We start from the raw sequence: 15,461 nt of genomic DNA on the forward strand, positions 1-15,461 counted from the left end.
ATGGACAACCTCAACGGCAAATTCATCGACATCCACGGTGTGGAGATGGTGTTCCACACGAAGAAGGGCGTCTTCCATGCCCTGCGTGAGATCAACCTGACGGTGGCCAAGGGCGAGTTCGTCACCCTGATCGGTCACTCCGGCTGCGGCAAATCGACCTTGCTGAACCTGATCGCCGGTTTGTTGAAACCCAGCGACGGCGTGCTGCTCTGTGCCAACCGCGAGATCGGTGGCCCGGCACCGGAGCGTGCGGTGGTGTTTCAAAACCACTCGCTGCTGCCCTGGCTGACCTGCTACGAAAACATCTATCTCGGTGTCGAGCGCGTCTTCGGCGCGACCGAAAATCGCACCCAGCTGCGTGACCGCACGCGCGCCGCGCTGGCACTGGTGGGGCTGACCGCCGCCGAGAGCAAGCGGCCCAATGAAATCTCCGGTGGCATGAAGCAGCGCGTGGGCATCGCCCGTGCGCTGGCGATGGAGCCCAAGGTCTTGCTGATGGATGAACCCTTCGGTGCACTCGATGCGTTGACGCGTGCGCACCTGCAGGATGAACTCCTGAAGATCGTCGCCAAGACCGACTCCACCGTGGTGATGGTGACCCACGACGTGGACGAGGCCGTGCTGCTGTCGGACCGTATCGTGATGATGACCAATGGACCGGCCGCCACCATCGGTGAAGTCGTCGAAGTGAAACTGCCGCGCCCGCGTGATCGCGTCACGCTGGCGCAGGATGCGCAGTATGGTGCCTATCGCACGGCGGTGCTGGAATTCCTCTATCGCAAGCAGGCGCACCCGGCGCGCGATGCCGCTTGAGCCGGCGATCAATGGCATGGGAAGGAGATGTGCATGAGCAGCCTGGCTGTCATCGGGCAGAGCCCTGTCGCAGGGGCTGAACCGCCCGAATCCGCGCCGCTGTCGGGCGAGGTGTTCGGCGCCTTGATCAATCTCTCGGGCCGCCGCCGTTTCACCTCGCAGCGCCTGGTGCTCTACGCGGTGCTGGCCGCGCAGGGGCAACCGGGTGCGTGCGCCACGGCGCGTGAAGCGCTGGCGCTGTTTCGCAGCGCCCATGCTGCCCTGATCCGGCGCTCGGCCGACTTGCCCGGCGTATTCTGCCCGGAGCTGGAGGAGGTGTATTTCGGACGCAGCCGGGGCGATGCGCGCATCACCGGTTTCGCCGAACTGGCGCAGCGCGCGCTCAATGCCATCGAAGACAAACTGAAGACCGCACCGGCCCTGCTGGAACAACTGGTGCAGGAAACCACGCCCTTGCTGGCGGTGTTGAACGAGATCACGACGGTCTATGAGGCGCAGTCCAAGAAACATGCGCGGCGCATGCGCGAGCAGTTGCGCGGCATCATGACCGACATCGAAACCATCGCGCGCGAAGCCAAGATGGTGGCCTTCAACGCCCGCATCGTGGCGGCCCGTTCGGGCCAGGCCGGCAAGGAATTCTCGGTGGTGGCCGGGGTGCTTTCCAACATCACTGGCGAGATCGATGAACTGGTCAAGGAAGCCTTGAGCGGCGCTGCGGCCTGAACGCGCTTCCTTGGTGCCGTTAATCTCCGTTTAATGCTCTTTGGTTGAGCATTGAATTTTGCTTAATGCTGCGGGAGGGCCGCTCAGCTTGGCTCAGCGGCTTTTCAGCGCCGCCCACGCCACCAGCAGCCAGGCTGCGAGGAAGGCCACGCCGCCCAAGGGCGTGATGGCCCCGAGGATGTGCGTGCCGGTCAGGGCCAGCAGGTAGAGGCTGCCGCTGAAGATGACGATGCCCGCCAGCATCAGCCTGCCGGCCCACGCCAGGGCGGCACCGGCCATGCGCGGCATGAGCAGCGCGATGGCGATCATGCCCAGGGCATGCATGACCTGGTAGGTCACGGCGGTATGCCAGATGGTCAGCATCTCTTCGGAAATCATTTTCTTCAAGCCATGCGCGCCGAAGGCGCCACAGCCCACGGCCACGAACATGTTCAGCGCGCCGGCGGCGATCAGGGGACGTTCTTTCATCGTGCTTGCTTTCAGTCAGGTGGGCATTCAGTAGCCGGTGCGCATGCTCTTGCCGAGCCGGTATTCATGTCGCAATACGAACTGCGATGTGGCAATCAATCCCGACAGTCCCAGGATCAGCTGCGTGAGCGTATCCGGCGGCAGCACCCACACGCTGCCTGCGGGCGCGGCCACATTGGCGGCGGCGCTGATGACCGGGGCGGCCCAGGCGGCTTCTTCGCTCACGTCCAGCAGGATCTGGCCCTCCGGCGTGGTGTGCAGATAGATTTCGCCACCCAGTTCCAGCGTGAAGCAGATGCCCTGGCCGGCGTTGACGGTATTCATCTTGTGGCGGTAGACCACGGCTTGCAGTTCGCGGTTGTAGGTGTCGATCCAGGTCTCGACTTCCTGCACGTTCTGCAGCACGATCCAGCGGCGCGGGGCAGGGATGGTCTCGGCGCCGGCTACGGCGTCATCGGGGAAGATCGGTTCGGGGGCTTGCTCGGACATGGCTGATGCGGGGTACGGGGAAGGCAGCAGTATATAGGATCGCTGCCGCAGCGGCGTCGGCAGGGGCATTGCAAAAACGCTTGCCTGCAGCTCGGCAATGGCGGTAGCTTATGAGCCCCGGCCTGCTGGGCCTTTCATCACAATAACTCCATGCGCCAACACTCTTTCTTCTCCTTCGTCAGGCAGTCTCTGGCACTGGGCCTGTGCGGCCTGGTACTCATCCCGTCGGCCGTGCGCGCCCAGCAGCTGGCCCTGGACATCAATGAATCCGTCAGCAGCATCGAGGTCAGCGTCAAGGACATGTACGGTCGCCAGGAGAGCGGCAAGGTCGTCATCACCCAGTTCAAGCCGGCCGGCCCCGGACCCTTTCCCATCCTGATCCTCAATCACGGACGCAGCCCCACCAATCGCCAGGATCCGCCGCGCTTCCGTTTCACCCGGCAGGTGCGCTACTTCCTCTCGCGCGGCTTTGCCGTCTTTGAACCGACCCGCATCGGCTACGGCGCTTACATGACCCAGTTCGATCCGGAAGACAGCGGCGGCTGCAACAGCAAGGATTACGCGCCCATGGCCGAGGCTGGCAGTACCGAGATCCTGGCCGTGCTGGACTACGCGCGCCAGCAGCCCTATGTCGATCCCAAGCGGGTGTTGCTGGTGGGGCAGTCGGTGGGCGGCTACCTGACCGTGGCGACATCGGCGCGCAATCCCGAGGGCGTGATCGCCGCGATCAATTTTGCCGGTGGTTCCGGTGGCGATCCGGAAAAGCGTCCGGCCAATCCCTGCGCGCCCCAGCGGCTCGAAGAGATGTATGCGCGCTTTGGCCAGGCCGCCAGGATGCCGATGCTGTGGATCTATACCGAGAACGATCTCTACTTCGGCCCGACCTATACCAAGGCCTGGCATGCGGCTTTCGTGAAGGCGGGTGGCACGGCCGAGTACCGGCTCCTGCCGCCGTTCGCCCAGAACGGGCACACGCTCTTTGCGCGCGGACCGGAGATCTGGGAACCCATCGTCGGCGAATTCCTCGACAAGATCGGCCTGCCGGCGCCGCGTCCGGCTCCATAAGAGATCAATAAGGGATCAATAAGGACTCAATAAGCCAGCCGGTACGCCTCATTGGTCGATTCCAGCCGGCTGGCGATGACCTTGACCACATAGGCATGCAGCTGCAGCGCCGTGGCCGGGTCGTCCTGTTCCAGTTGGTGCAGGCTGGCGCGGCTCAACTGGTAGGCGCGGGTGGGACGGTCGGTGACGACATCGGCGGTCCGCCGCTGGCCGCGATAGAGCGCCATCTCACCCACGATGGTGGCGCTGCCGAAGGAACGCAGGCGCATGCGGCCGCCGCCCTCCAGCGGCAGCGAGATGCTGACCATGCCTTGCTCGATGAAATACATCGAGTCACCCGCATCGCCCTTGCGAAACAGGAGGGTGCCGGCCGCCAGGTCCACCCGCTCCATGCGCGCCAGCAGCGAAGCCAGTTCGCGCGGCTTGAAATGTTCGGCCAGGCTGGTGTGCAGGGTATCGCGCGATTCGTCGCGCGCGGCGTGTTCCAGCAGGCGGTCTTCCACCCATTCCAGCGCCAGGTCGAGATCGCCGAACTCGCGCGGTGCGTCGCCGGGGAAGGCGGCGCGCGCGATGGGGCGGCGGATGGGCTCGCTGATGCCGGTCAGGATCAGGCTTACCTTGTATTGTTCGCACACCTGCGCCAGCTTGACGAAGCTCTGCGAGGTCGAGGCATCCAGTCCCTGCACGTGGCGAAAGTCGATGATGATGAACTGGCGCGGTGACTGCAATTGCTCGCGCACGCGATGCACGATCTGGTTGGCGCTGCCGAAGAAGAGGAAACCCTGCAGGCGCATGCCGAAGACACGCTGGCCCAGCTGCTTGAGTTCGGCATGGGCGGCGGCGCTGCGTTCCAGCTTGGATTGCAGGGTGGCCCCGGTGAATTCCATCTTCACGCAGGACACCCGCCCATAGTCCAGCACGAACAGCACGCAGGCCACCACCACGCCCAGCGCCACGCCGGTGACGAAGCCATAGCAGGCCACCACCGCCACGATCAGCACGATCAGGAAATAATCCCCGCGCGCCAGACGCCGGCTGCGTACCAGCCATTCATTGAGCAGTCCGCCGCCCAGGCCGATCAGGAGGCCGGCCAGCACCGGCTTGGGGAAATAGCCCAGCAGCGGAATGAAGAACAGCGCAAAGGCCAGGCAGAGCACGGCCGCCACCAGCGTAGCGATGCGGTCGCGCGAGCCGAAGCGGTAGTTGAGCAGGGTGCGCGAGAGCGAATGGCAGCCGATCACGCCGCCGAACAGTCCGCTGAGCACATTGGCCAGGCCGGCGCTGCGCAGCTCGCGGTTGAAATCGACTTCACGCCGGGTGGCCAGGCTCACGCCGGTGGCATTGAGCAGGATGGCCAGCGTGGTGACGGCGATGAGGGCCAGCAATTCGCCGTAGTGGCGCCACAGGATGTCCCAATGCACCAGCGACCAGGACACCTGCACCGGCAGCTGCACGTGACCCAGGCTCAGGGGCGCGAACATCCAGCCCAGCGTGCGCGCCTGCTCCAGGGAAATGCCGCTGGCGGCCAGGGCCGCATAGAAGGTGGCACTGGCCAGGCCCAGCGCCACGGGCAGCGCCAGCGGATGCTCGAACTTGCGTCCGGGCAGGCCCAGCATGCCGATCACCACGATGGCTACCGGCAGCAGTTCCTGCCAGTGCAGGCGGATGCCGGCGTTGAGCGCCTCCAGCCCGAGGGGGTGACCGGTCAGCACCGTGAAGGCGCCGGCCCACAGCAGATAGCCGGTCCCGGCCAGGAAGCCGCCAATGACGGGGAAGGGCACGAACTGCACCAGATTGCCCCGGCGCAGCACGCCCAAGAGCATCAGCGCCAGTCCGACCAGCAGGCTGCTCAAGGTGATGGCAGTGGTGACCGTGGCCAGGATCTCGGCCGGCGACAGCCCGGCGCGCTGCATGCTGGCGCTGATGCCGCCGACCATCAGCGAGAGCAGGCCGACTGAATTGGAGTCCGCGCCGCCCAGCATGAAGGGCAAGGAACTGGTGAAGCAGATCACCAGCAGGCACAGCACGCTTGTGATGAACATGAGCGGCAAGCCCGCCTGCAGAAGGCCGTCGCCGCTGCCGCCGAAGATCATGACGGCATAGCTGACCGCATAGCTCACCGACACCAGGGCCACCACGCAGGCCGCCGGCAGGCTGCCCAGCCAGTGGCGCGCGCGCATGAACAAACCGGATTGCGACATCAGATGACCTTCCCCGAAGGCTGCGCGTTTGTGCGGCATGCCTGTACTCCCCATCGATATGGCCGAGCGCTGGCGCCGGCCGTTCTTGTTGTGTGGCGTGGTCCCGCAGGTCCCCGGCACGCCCCCGCGCACCGTACCGGGCTCTGGTGTCCCGGTATTGCCAATGATGAATGCCAATCTATCACACGAAAATGACAGAACGGCAACAATGCTGCGCTTTCTGGGCCAGATGAAGGAAAGGGAAGAGATTCCCGCTGCGACGGCCTCGCAGCCGTTGCATGCAGGAAAAAAGTGAACGTTTACACCGTTTTTCAGGAAAATTTGCCGTCGGCATGCTGTCGGTGCCATTGCACCGAAGCTTGCCCGGCCAGTTCACGCAGGCTGCGCAGGGAGGCGACCTCTTCCTCGGTCAGTCCGTCGCGCTGGCGGCGCAGACCGCCCAGTTCGTGCAGGGCGGTTTCGGCGTCGATGCTGGCCAGTCCGGCCTGGCGCTGCAGTTGGCGCAGAACAGGGGCTGGCTGGCGCTGCAGGACGGCATCCAGATAGGCACGGTTGGCCTGCAGTGCGGCGGCGATGCGCTGGCGCGGCGAGGCTCCCAGGTCGGGCCACAGCGCCAGCGCGGCCAGCAGGGCGGCGCCGCTGCCGATCAGGTTGTCCAGCGCACGGGCCGAGGCGATGCCGGCACCGGGCTGCAGCATGTCGGTCACGCAGATGACACCGGCGCGCAAGCCTTCCTGGGCGCTGAACTGTTCCTGCAGCAAAGGGAAGGAGCGCAATTCCAGCCGCCGTGCGATGCGGCGCGCATCGGCTGCGAGGGAGCGGAGGGCGGGCAGGGGGAGGAAGGTGCGCATGGTAAAAACTAAGTGGCCGGACCACTTTCTCGATGAATTTGGGCCTCTGTTGAGCCGATACTACAATCGATTGCACTGTCTTCCTAAGAATCCCATAAAGTGGTCCGACCACATTGAAAGGAGCCGCCGATGACTGCCTCTCCCCTGGTTGACCGCCTGGCCGACCTGATTGCCCAACGTGCGCTGGCACCGGGCCAGAAGCTGCCGTCTGAACGTGCCCTGGCCTCGGAGTTCGGTGTGTCGCGCTCGTCCCTGCGCGAGGCCATCGGTGTGCTCACCAGCCGGGGTGTGCTGGTGGCGCGCCACGGCGGTGGCACTTTCCTGGCCGACGACGAGCATGCGGCCCTGACCGACCCGATTGCCGACGCCTTGCAGCCCCTCGCCCCGCTGGCCCGCAGCGATGCCGGCTATTGGAAAGACGTGGCCGAGATCCGTTTTTCGCTGGAAGGCGATGCCGCGTATTTCGCCGCCCTGCGCGCCAGCGAGGCCGACAGGCGGCATTTGCAGCAGGCGTATCTGGCCGTCTCCACCGCGCCCCTCGATGACCTGGCCGCGCAGGCCCGCACCGATGCCGCCTTCCACCTGGCCATCGCCCAGGCCTCGCGCAATGTGGTGTTGCGGCAGGTCATGTCGGGCCTCTTGCGGCTGCTGGAGATCAGCATTGCCGACACCTTGCGGCAGTTGTATCGCCTGCCCGACATCGTGGCCCAGCTTGATTGCCAGCACCGCCAGATCCTCGATGCCATCCTCGCCGGCCGGGCCGAGGACGCACGCCGGCATGCCAATGCCCATCTCGACTTCGTGCAGCAGCGCCTGCTCGACATCGAAGAAACCCCCGCCCGTGCGCGGCGGGCCGCTGCGGTTTGATTCCCTTTACCTTCACAAGGACTCCCATGATCATCTCTTCCACCCACGATTACCGCGAAGCCGCCCGCCGCCGCCTGCCGCGTTTCCTGTTCGATTACATCGACGGAGGCGCCTACGATGAACACACGCTGGCGCGCAATTCGCTGGACCTGCGCCAGCTGGCTTTGCGCCAGCGGGTCTTGAAGGAAGTCGGCGAGGTCGATTTGTCCACTACGCTCTTGGGGCAGTCGCTGGCCATGCCGCTGGCCTTGTCCCCGGTCGGACTGACCGGGATGTATGCGCGGCGCGGCGAAGTGCAGGCGGCACGGGCGGCGACCAATGCGGGCATTCCCTTCACCTTGTCCACGGTGTCGGTCTGCCCGATCGAAGAAGTGCAGCAGGCGGTGGCGCAGCCGATCTGGTTCCAGCTGTATGTGTTGAAGGATCGCGGTTTCATGAAGAACGTGCTGGAGCGCGCCTGGGCGGCCGGGGTGCGCACGCTGGTGTTTACGGTGGACATGCCGGTGCCGGGGGCACGCTATCGTGATCGTCATTCGGGCATGTCCGGTCCGTATGCGGCACTGCGTCGCTATCTGCAAGCAGTCACGCATCCGCGCTGGGCCTGGGACGTGGGTTTGCTGGGCCGTCCGCATGATCTGGGCAATGTCTCGGCCTACCTCAAGAAGAAGACCGGGCTGGAAGATTACGTAGGCTGGCTGGGCGCCAATTTCGATCCGGGTATCGGCTGGCATGACCTGCAATGGATACGTGACTCGTGGAAGGGCAAGATGCTGCTCAAGGGCATTCTCGATCCCGAGGATGCGCGTCATGCCGTCAGTTTCGGTGCCGATGGCATCGTGGTCTCCAACCATGGCGGACGCCAGCTTGACGGCGTGCTGTCGACCGCGCGTGCCTTGCCCGGGATCGCCAGTGCCGTGAAGGGCGATCTGGCCATCCTGGTGGATTCGGGCGTGCGTTCGGGGCTGGACGTGGTGCGCCTGCTGGCCCTGGGGGCCGATACCGTGATGCTGGGCCGCGCCTTCATCTACGCACTGGCTGCCCAGGGGCAGGCTGGCGTGGAGAATGTGCTGAGTCTCTTCGCCAAGGAAATGCAGGTGGCCATGACGCTGACGGGCGCGCGCAGGATTGCGGACATCAGCGCCGATAGTCTGGTGCGGGCCGGTGCGGAAGGAGCGTAAGAGAGCAGGGGGAGCACGGGCCGGTAGTCAGGTCTTCCAAGAAACAGGCGTCTTCGGCTTCTCGACAATTTTTTCCGACACAGGCTCCGGCCGGGATGGTGCGCCGGCGTCACAATAAATTGCAACAATGTTGCATATATTTACCGGTCCCTATAAGATTCCGGCAAATGCAACACTATTGCAAATCCCATCGTTCATCGCCCGGGCGCACGCTTGGGCGTCACCACGTCACGGTGTTGCTGGCCATCGTGATCGTGGTGCTGCAGCTATGGTGCAGTGGCGTTCATCATCATGCATTGAGCGACAAGAGCGACGATTGCGTCGCCTGCCAGCTGGCCGAACAAGACCTGCCGCCGCCCCTTGAGGCGCCGCAACCGGATCTGTCGGCCGTGCAGTATTTCCTGGCGGGCGGCACCGTGGTGGCGCCCGCGTATTTCTTCCGGCAGCCCATCAGCCCTTATCTCGCCCCTTATTCCCAGGCGCCACCCGTGCTGTCATCTCGGCACTGACTCACTCTTTCAATTGATTCTGAAGACTGCCTCGCAAGGAGCGCAGTCCGGCTTCGTTCATTCCTGGGAAACCCTCATGCATTTCAATTTCTTGCGGCTCAGCACCCTGAGCACGCTGATCGCCCTTGCCTACGGCACCCTTTCGCTGCCTGCCTGCGCGCAATCCCAATCCGTTGCGGCTACGCCATCAAGCAGTACCGGCGTGCAGGACAGCGCTGATTCCCCGGCCAGTACCGCTGCTTTGCCCACCATTTCGGTTTCTTCCGAACGCCTCGACCGCGCGCGCAATGGCATCCTGGTTGAAACCGGAAGCAGCGCCTATCACATCGGCCCCAAGGATATCCAGGCCTTGCCGCAGGGCGAAAACACGCCCTTCAATGAGTTGCTGCTGCAAGCACCCGGCGTGGCCCAGGATTCGTATGGTCAGTTGCACGTGCGTGGCGACCACGCCAACCTGCAATATCGTCTCAACGGCATCCTGCTGCCGGAAAGCATTTCCGGTTTTGGACAAACGCTGGATACCCGCTTCGTCGATAGCGTCAACCTGCTCACCGGTGCTCTGCCTGCGCAATACGGCTATCGCACCGCCGGCATCGTCGATATCCGTACCAAGACTGCAGGCCTGACACCGGGCGGGGATATCGGCGTGGTCATGGGCAGCAACAACACGCGCCAGGTCAATGGCCAGGCCAATGGCATCGTCAACGGCATCAGCTATTACGTCACCGGTTCGCTGGATGCCAATAATCTGGGCATCGAGAATCCCACCGGTTCTTCCTCGGCATTGCATGACCGCACCACGCAGAGCAAGGCGTTCGGCTATTTCTCCTACCTGATCAATCCTGATACGCGCCTGAGCCTGATCCTGGCCAACACCAACAGTCACTTCCAGATTCCCAACACGGCGGGGCAGACGCCGAGCTTCAATGTCGCTGGCGGCAACGTCGCCTCAGAGAACCTGAACGAAACCCAGAATGAAATCACCCGCTACGGCATCCTGTCGTTGCAGGGCGTGATCGGCGAGGACATCGATTACCAGATCGCCGCCTTCAGCCGCTATACGAGCGTGAAGTTCCAGCCCGACACGCTGGGTGACCTGATGTACACGGGCGTGTCGACCCAGGTCGCGCGCGCGGGCCTGGCCAATGGCCTGCAGGCCGATGGCAGTTATCGTCTCAACGACCGTCACACTTTGCGCAGCGGCATTTCCTATACCCATGAAACCCTGACCAACAGCAATCAGTCTCTGACCTTGCCGACCGACGCCAACGGCAACCAGAGCAGTGACACCCCCATCGCCATCAGCGACGGCAACCGCAAGATCACCACCGAAGTGGGTGTGTATCTGCAGGACGAATGGAAGATCACTGACGCGTTGACGCTCAATTACGGCGCCCGCTTCGACCAGTTGAATGCCTACGTCACCGGCAGCCAGTTGAGTCCGCGTATCGGCGTGGTGTATCAGCTCAATGAGCGCACCACCTTGCATGCCGGCTATGCCCGCTACTTCACGCCACCCACCAGCGAACTGATCGCGGCCAGCACCATCAACAGCTTCGCCAATACCACCGGCGCACCGCCCACCAACGGCAACGATGCGGTGCAGCCGGAGCGTTCCAATACCTATGACGTGGGCGTGAGCCACAAGCTGAGCAATCACTTCACGCTGGGTGTGGATGGCTATTACAAGCAGATCACCAACCTGCTCGATGAAGGGCAGTTCGGTTCGGCCTTGCTCTATACGCCGTTCAATTATTCACAGGGCAAGATCTATGGTGTTGAGCTGACGCTGAACTATCGCAAGGATGATCTGGCGGCGTATTTCAACCTCGCGCGCGCGACCGCATTGGGCAAGAACATCGCATCGAGCCAATACAATTTCGGCCAGGATGAACTCGACTACATTGCCAATCACTGGGTTCACCTGGATCACGATCAGGCGATCACGATATCGGCCGGCGCCTCCTATGTGGACCATGACACCACCTATAGCGGCAGCGTGGTATCGGGTAGCGGCCTGCGCAGCGGCTTTGCCAATACCGACCATCTGCCGTATTACACCAGCGTCAATCTGTCGGTAGCGCATGAGTTCAGGGATTCGCCGATTGGTCATGCGACGGTACGCCTGAGTGCCATCAACGTGCTGGATTCGGTGTATGAAATCCGCGATGGCAGTGGTATCGGCGTGGGGGCACCGCAGTATGGGCAGCGGCGTGGATTGTATCTGGCCATGACCAAGCACTTCTGATGGCGCCACGCAGGCGGGCGAACGTTCGCCCGCCTGTTGGTTGTGGAAGGTCGGTATCTGCTATTGCGCTCGCCAGCAGCCGCTGGCGATATCTGCGCGCGATGAATTTCTTGTGCCTCAGGCTGGTCCCCGTCCGCGTATCAGGCCGACAGGGGCCGTGACATATCGACGGTGAAATCGACACATTGCGTGCAAAGCCGGCGGAGCTGGTCGAGCAATGGACGGTTGTCGCCACGCCGCCACTGGAAAGAATAGCTGAGTGATGCCGGCAGTTCCGAGTCGATGAGCGGCTCGAGCAGGGACTGGTCAATCAGCTTTTGACTCCAGCCTGCCGGAAGGATGCCGATGCCGACCGACGCAATGAGCATGCCGGCAATGGCCCCCCAGTTATTGCAATTGATGCGCTCAACGGCAGTGATGCCATGCTGCAGGAGCCAGTCATCGATCAGCCGTGTGGTTCCCGCGGACGGTGGCAGAACAATCATCGGCTGGCCGGCATGCAGCAGATCGACCGCACTGCGCAATGACGGCGGCTTGCTCGATGCCGCCAGCGCAGGTGCCGCAACCCAGATGAATTGCGCCTGGCTCAGCGGCTGCGACAAGATGTCGTAGTGCGATGAGCGTCCCGCAATGATCGCGAAATCGAGTTCGCCTCTGGCGACGCGGCTTTCCAGAACGGAACCGACATCGACGTAAGGCTCAAGCGTCAGTTGGGGATGCTCTCTGCGGACCTGGGCGATGAACTGCGGTAGCCAGGTCAGCGCGCTGAGTTCACCAACACCAAAGGCGCAACGCCCCACCAGTCCGGCAGAGGGGGCGAAGGTGGCGCGAACGGTCGCGGCGTTGTCAAGCAGCGCCTGCGCCCGCGGCAGCAGAGCCTGCCCGGCTTCGTTGAGCAAGGCGCGATGAGCACTGCGGTCGAACAGAGGCATGCCCAGCGATACCTCCAGCTCGGAAATCCGCTTGGACAGAGAAGAGACCGATAAATGCAGGCGTTCGGCGGCGATCGCAAAGTTGGCGCAGGTGGCTGCCCAGTAGAACGCTTCGAGTTGCTTCAAGGTCATCCCGCCCACTCACTCTCTTGTTCGATTTTGTGAAAATAGATTCTACATATTTTTTCGCTTTTATTTAAGTTGTGATTGCCCAAGAATCTCCGGCAACGTCATTGCGGGGAAGGGGCCGCTTTCCGTGGCGCACTGAGCGTCGCTTACCAGGGAATTTCAGCGAGCCCGGGTCAGAGTCCCGGCGCGTTGTCGCGTCTGGCGCGCCGAGCCGGTGCCATCGGGCGATGAATTCATGCGTTGGCATGACGGCCCACTCGCGTCGCAGCTCGTCCCGCTTCAGAGACACTTGTTTCCGGCTGTGCATCCGCCCTGGGCGGCGCATGGGCGCGGGACCAGTGTCTGCAACTTATTTGAGAGGAATCATGAACAAAAAGCGTTATGCGGTGATTGGTGGGGGAATCAATGGTCTGGCCGTCGCGCGTCAACTGATGCTGGATTTTCCCGACGCCGCAGTGACGGTATTCGAGAAGGAATCCAGTGTCGCCAGTCATCAGTCCAGCCACAACTCGGGAGTGGTCCACGCCGGTTTGTACTATGAACCTGGCGGACTCAAGGCGCGGCTTTGCCGACGCGGCGTCGCACTGATTCGCGAGTATTGCCAGCAGAACGGGCTGCCCTATGACGAGTGCGGCAAAGTGGTGGTGGCGCTGCAAGAGGAAGAGATTCCGCGCCTGCACGCCATTTATCGAAAAGCGCAGGCCAACGGTGTTCCTGATGTACGACTGGTCGGCGCAGATGAGCTGCGCGAGATCGAGCCGAACTGCATCGGCTTGAGTGCCCTGCATTCGCCCAGAACGGCCATCGTCAGTTACGGGCAGATCGCCACCACCATCGCCGCGGAAATCAAGGCGCGTGGCGGTCGCATTTGCCTCAATTCATCCGTTGGACGATTGATCGAGCGCAACGCCGAAGTGCGGGTCGAATTTTCCAACGGCGAAGTGTTCGATTCGGGATTCGATCAGGTCATTGCCTGTGCAGGCTTGCAGTCGGATCGTTTGGCCCGCCGCTCCGGCGACGAGGCGACGCCGCGCATCGTGCCTTTCTTTGGTCAGTATTACGTGATCGATGAGGCATTCAAGTCGCATGTGAAGGGCCTGATCTATCCGGTGCCGGACCCGCGCTTTCCCTTCCTGGGGGTTCATTTCACCAAGCGCATCGATGGTCAGATGACCATCGGTCCGAACGCCTTCATCTCCCTGGGCCGCGAAAACTATGACGGACGCAGCATCAACCTGAGCGACATCCTCAGTTTTGCCGGTTACCCCGGTTTCTGGAAGTTTGCCGCCCGCAACTGGGCGGCGACCTTTCGTGAGTTGAAGACCGTGGTCAGCGAAGCCAGCTTTGTCCGCGAGGCGGCCCGGTATGTTCCGTCGCTGGCCGAGGTCGGCATTGTTCCGGCGGTGCGGGGGATTCGCGCGCAAGCCATGGAGTCCAATGGGGCACTGGTGGACGATTTCGTGATCCGTCAACACGGCAATATCACGCACATCCGCAACGCCCCCTCTCCGGGCGCTACCTCCTCGCTGGCCATTGCGGAATACATCGTCCGCGAAGTCATGAAGCACTAATGCAAGAAAGGCCGCATGGTTGTCGGTCGCTTCCTGAGCCACTCAACCTGGGCGACCGGTAGGAAAAAAATCCAATAAGAACTCATTGATGGAGACATTGTGAATATTCAAAAGAACGAACAGGAAACCCCCACGCAGAGCAAACGCCGTCTGCGCAAAGTGGCCGCCGCCACCATCGTCGGCTCGATGCTGGAGTGGTACGACTTTTATCTGTATGCGACGATGGCCTCCATCGTCTTCAGCAAGATATTCTTCAATGCCGCTGATCCGACGACGGCCTCGCTACAAGCCTTTGCGACCTTTGCCATCGGCTTTGTGGCGCGACCGATAGGCGGGTTGTTCTTCGGTTACTTCGGTGACCGCTATGGGCGCAAGCGCATGCTGTTCGTGACGTTTTGCATGATGGGCTTGTGCACGACAGCCATCGGTCTGCTGCCGTCCTACGCCACCGCCGGTGTCTGGTCACCCTTGTGTCTGGTGATCATCCGCATCGTACAGGGGCTGGGGGCCGGCGCCGAACTGGCCGGCGCGGCAGTGACCTCGTACGAACACGCGGCCGACAACAAGAAGGGCCGACAGGGTGCGTGGCCGGCTCTGGGGCTGAACCTGGGCCTGTTGCTATCGTCGCTGACGGTGTATCTGCTGACCGTCAATGGCGAGCAGTTCATGCTTGCCGGTGGCTGGCGCATTCCTTTTCTGCTGAGCTTCCTGCTGGTCATCGTTGGTCTGTGGGTGCGCAGGAGTTTGCCGGAAACGCCGGAGTATCAGCAGTTCGAGGAACACCATCAACATAAGCGCCCCTTCCGCGAATTGTGGAAGACCAATACCAAGGGGCTAGCCGTCGTGTTCTTCGTCGCCATCGGTTACAACGCGCTGAGCTATATCTTCAAGACCTTTTCACTGGCCTATCTGACGCAGTTCAAGGGCGTCTCCGCCAGCGTGACCTCCCTGTCGGTGACCCTGGCCAGCCTGGTTGCCATCTTCAGCGTGCCGCTCTTTGGCTATCTGTGTGACCGGTTCAGCAGCAAGAAGGTGCTCATCGTCGGCGGCGTGCTGTCGGCCTTGTTCGCCTATCCCTTCATGCAGTTGCTGGGCACCGGCCAGAGCGTCCCGATCTATATGGCCTTGATCATCGGCACGGGGTTGCTGGCACCGATGATGTTTGCGCCGCAGGGCTCTTTCCTCAGTCGCCAGTTTGCCGTGCAGAGCCGCTCGACGGGGGTCGGTTCGGCGCGCGAAATCGGCACCGCCATCGCCGGTGGTATCGCGCCCCTGTGGGCGCTGTCCATGGTCGCCAGGTCAGCGTCGCACGACACCAAAGGCGTGGCGCTGATCCTGACGTGCTCGGGCATTCTGGTCGCATTCGCAGCATGCTTCGACCAGGGGTATCGATTCAATCGTCACAAGAACTGACCCT

Annotated in this window: 15 protein-coding genes; 10 read left to right on the top strand and 5 right to left on the bottom strand. The window is 62.7% G+C overall.

Features of this window, described 5'->3' with window-relative positions:
* Together AACH55_RS05215 and AACH55_RS05220 are read left to right on the top strand one after the other, a co-directional pair.
* Positions 1-813 carry an ABC transporter ATP-binding protein gene (locus AACH55_RS05215; RefSeq protein WP_338718364.1) on the top strand — a complete coding sequence of 271 codons (813 nt, stop codon included), beginning with the start codon at positions 1-3 and terminating at the stop codon, positions 811-813.
* 33 nt (positions 814-846) lie between these two features.
* Positions 847-1,536, top strand: a complete 690-nt coding sequence (locus tag AACH55_RS05220; RefSeq protein ID WP_338718365.1) for a type IV pili methyl-accepting chemotaxis transducer N-terminal domain-containing protein — start codon at positions 847-849, stop codon at positions 1,534-1,536.
* A gap of 93 nt (positions 1,537-1,629) precedes the next feature.
* On the opposite strand, the gene AACH55_RS05225 is transcribed toward AACH55_RS05220, so the two are convergent.
* Both AACH55_RS05225 and AACH55_RS05230 read right to left on the bottom strand, forming a co-directional pair.
* A complete protein-coding gene (locus AACH55_RS05225) occupies positions 1,630-2,004 on the bottom strand; it encodes a DUF423 domain-containing protein (RefSeq protein WP_338718366.1) in 375 nt (124 codons plus the stop codon).
* A 27-nt stretch (positions 2,005-2,031) separates the two neighbouring features.
* Entirely contained in the window at positions 2,032-2,493 is a 462-nt protein-coding gene (locus AACH55_RS05230) for a hypothetical protein (protein WP_338718367.1), read from the bottom strand.
* 150 nt (positions 2,494-2,643) lie between these two features.
* On the opposite strand from AACH55_RS05230, the gene AACH55_RS05235 reads away from it, so the two are divergent.
* Positions 2,644-3,558 (top strand): alpha/beta fold hydrolase, encoded by a 915-nt coding sequence (locus AACH55_RS05235; RefSeq protein WP_338718368.1) that lies wholly within the window; start codon positions 2,644-2,646, stop codon positions 3,556-3,558.
* A gap of 26 nt (positions 3,559-3,584) precedes the next feature.
* On the opposite strand, the gene AACH55_RS05240 is transcribed toward AACH55_RS05235, so the two are convergent.
* Positions 3,585-5,798, bottom strand: coding sequence for a SulP family inorganic anion transporter (locus tag AACH55_RS05240; RefSeq protein WP_338718369.1), 2,214 nt, complete (start codon positions 5,796-5,798; stop codon positions 3,585-3,587).
* On the opposite strand from AACH55_RS05240, the gene AACH55_RS05245 reads away from it, so the two are divergent.
* Complete coding sequence (locus AACH55_RS05245; protein ID WP_338718370.1) at positions 5,797-6,054, top strand: hypothetical protein; 258 nt, start codon at positions 5,797-5,799, stop codon at positions 6,052-6,054. The two genes, AACH55_RS05240 and AACH55_RS05245, sit on opposite strands and share 2 nt — an antisense overlap.
* 16 nt (positions 6,055-6,070) lie before the next feature.
* On the opposite strand, the gene AACH55_RS05250 is transcribed toward AACH55_RS05245, so the two are convergent.
* Positions 6,071-6,610: a hypothetical protein gene (locus tag AACH55_RS05250; RefSeq protein ID WP_338718371.1), complete on the bottom strand. Its 540-nt coding sequence runs from the start codon at positions 6,608-6,610 to the stop codon at positions 6,071-6,073.
* A gap of 129 nt (positions 6,611-6,739) precedes the next feature.
* Between AACH55_RS05250 and AACH55_RS05255 the strand changes: the two genes are divergently transcribed.
* The 4 genes from AACH55_RS05255 (at position 6,740) to AACH55_RS05270 (ending at position 11,412) form a co-directional block, all read left to right on the top strand.
* On the top strand, positions 6,740-7,477 hold the full coding sequence (locus tag AACH55_RS05255; protein WP_338718372.1) for an FCD domain-containing protein: 738 nt from the start codon (positions 6,740-6,742) through the stop codon (positions 7,475-7,477).
* Between the two features lie 26 nt (positions 7,478-7,503).
* Positions 7,504-8,655: an FMN-dependent L-lactate dehydrogenase LldD gene (gene lldD / locus AACH55_RS05260; protein WP_338718373.1), complete on the top strand. Its 1,152-nt coding sequence runs from the start codon at positions 7,504-7,506 to the stop codon at positions 8,653-8,655.
* 167 nt (positions 8,656-8,822) lie between these two features.
* Positions 8,823-9,164 (top strand): hypothetical protein, encoded by a 342-nt coding sequence (locus AACH55_RS05265; protein ID WP_338718375.1) that lies wholly within the window; start codon positions 8,823-8,825, stop codon positions 9,162-9,164.
* 76 nt (positions 9,165-9,240) lie between these two features.
* Positions 9,241-11,412: a TonB-dependent receptor gene (locus AACH55_RS05270; RefSeq protein WP_338718376.1), complete on the top strand. Its 2,172-nt coding sequence runs from the start codon at positions 9,241-9,243 to the stop codon at positions 11,410-11,412.
* Positions 11,413-11,552: 140 nt separating this feature from the next.
* Here AACH55_RS05270 and AACH55_RS05275 read toward each other — a convergent pair whose 3' ends face one another.
* The gene (locus tag AACH55_RS05275) at positions 11,553-12,476 is read right to left on the bottom strand and encodes a LysR family transcriptional regulator (RefSeq protein WP_338718377.1); all 924 of its coding nucleotides are present in this window, start codon (positions 12,474-12,476) and stop codon (positions 11,553-11,555) included.
* A 362-nt stretch (positions 12,477-12,838) separates the two neighbouring features.
* On the opposite strand from AACH55_RS05275, the gene lhgO reads away from it, so the two are divergent.
* Both lhgO and AACH55_RS05285 read left to right on the top strand, forming a co-directional pair.
* Positions 12,839-14,044 carry an L-2-hydroxyglutarate oxidase gene (gene lhgO, locus AACH55_RS05280; protein ID WP_338718379.1) on the top strand — a complete coding sequence of 402 codons (1,206 nt, stop codon included), beginning with the start codon at positions 12,839-12,841 and terminating at the stop codon, positions 14,042-14,044.
* A gap of 99 nt (positions 14,045-14,143) precedes the next feature.
* Positions 14,144-15,457 carry an MFS transporter gene (locus tag AACH55_RS05285; protein ID WP_338718380.1) on the top strand — a complete coding sequence of 438 codons (1,314 nt, stop codon included), beginning with the start codon at positions 14,144-14,146 and terminating at the stop codon, positions 15,455-15,457.
* Positions 15,458-15,461 lie beyond the last annotated feature (4 nt).

The organism is Herbaspirillum sp. DW155 (assembly GCF_037076565.1).
GTDB lineage: Bacteria > Pseudomonadota > Gammaproteobacteria > Burkholderiales > Burkholderiaceae_D > Herbaspirillum.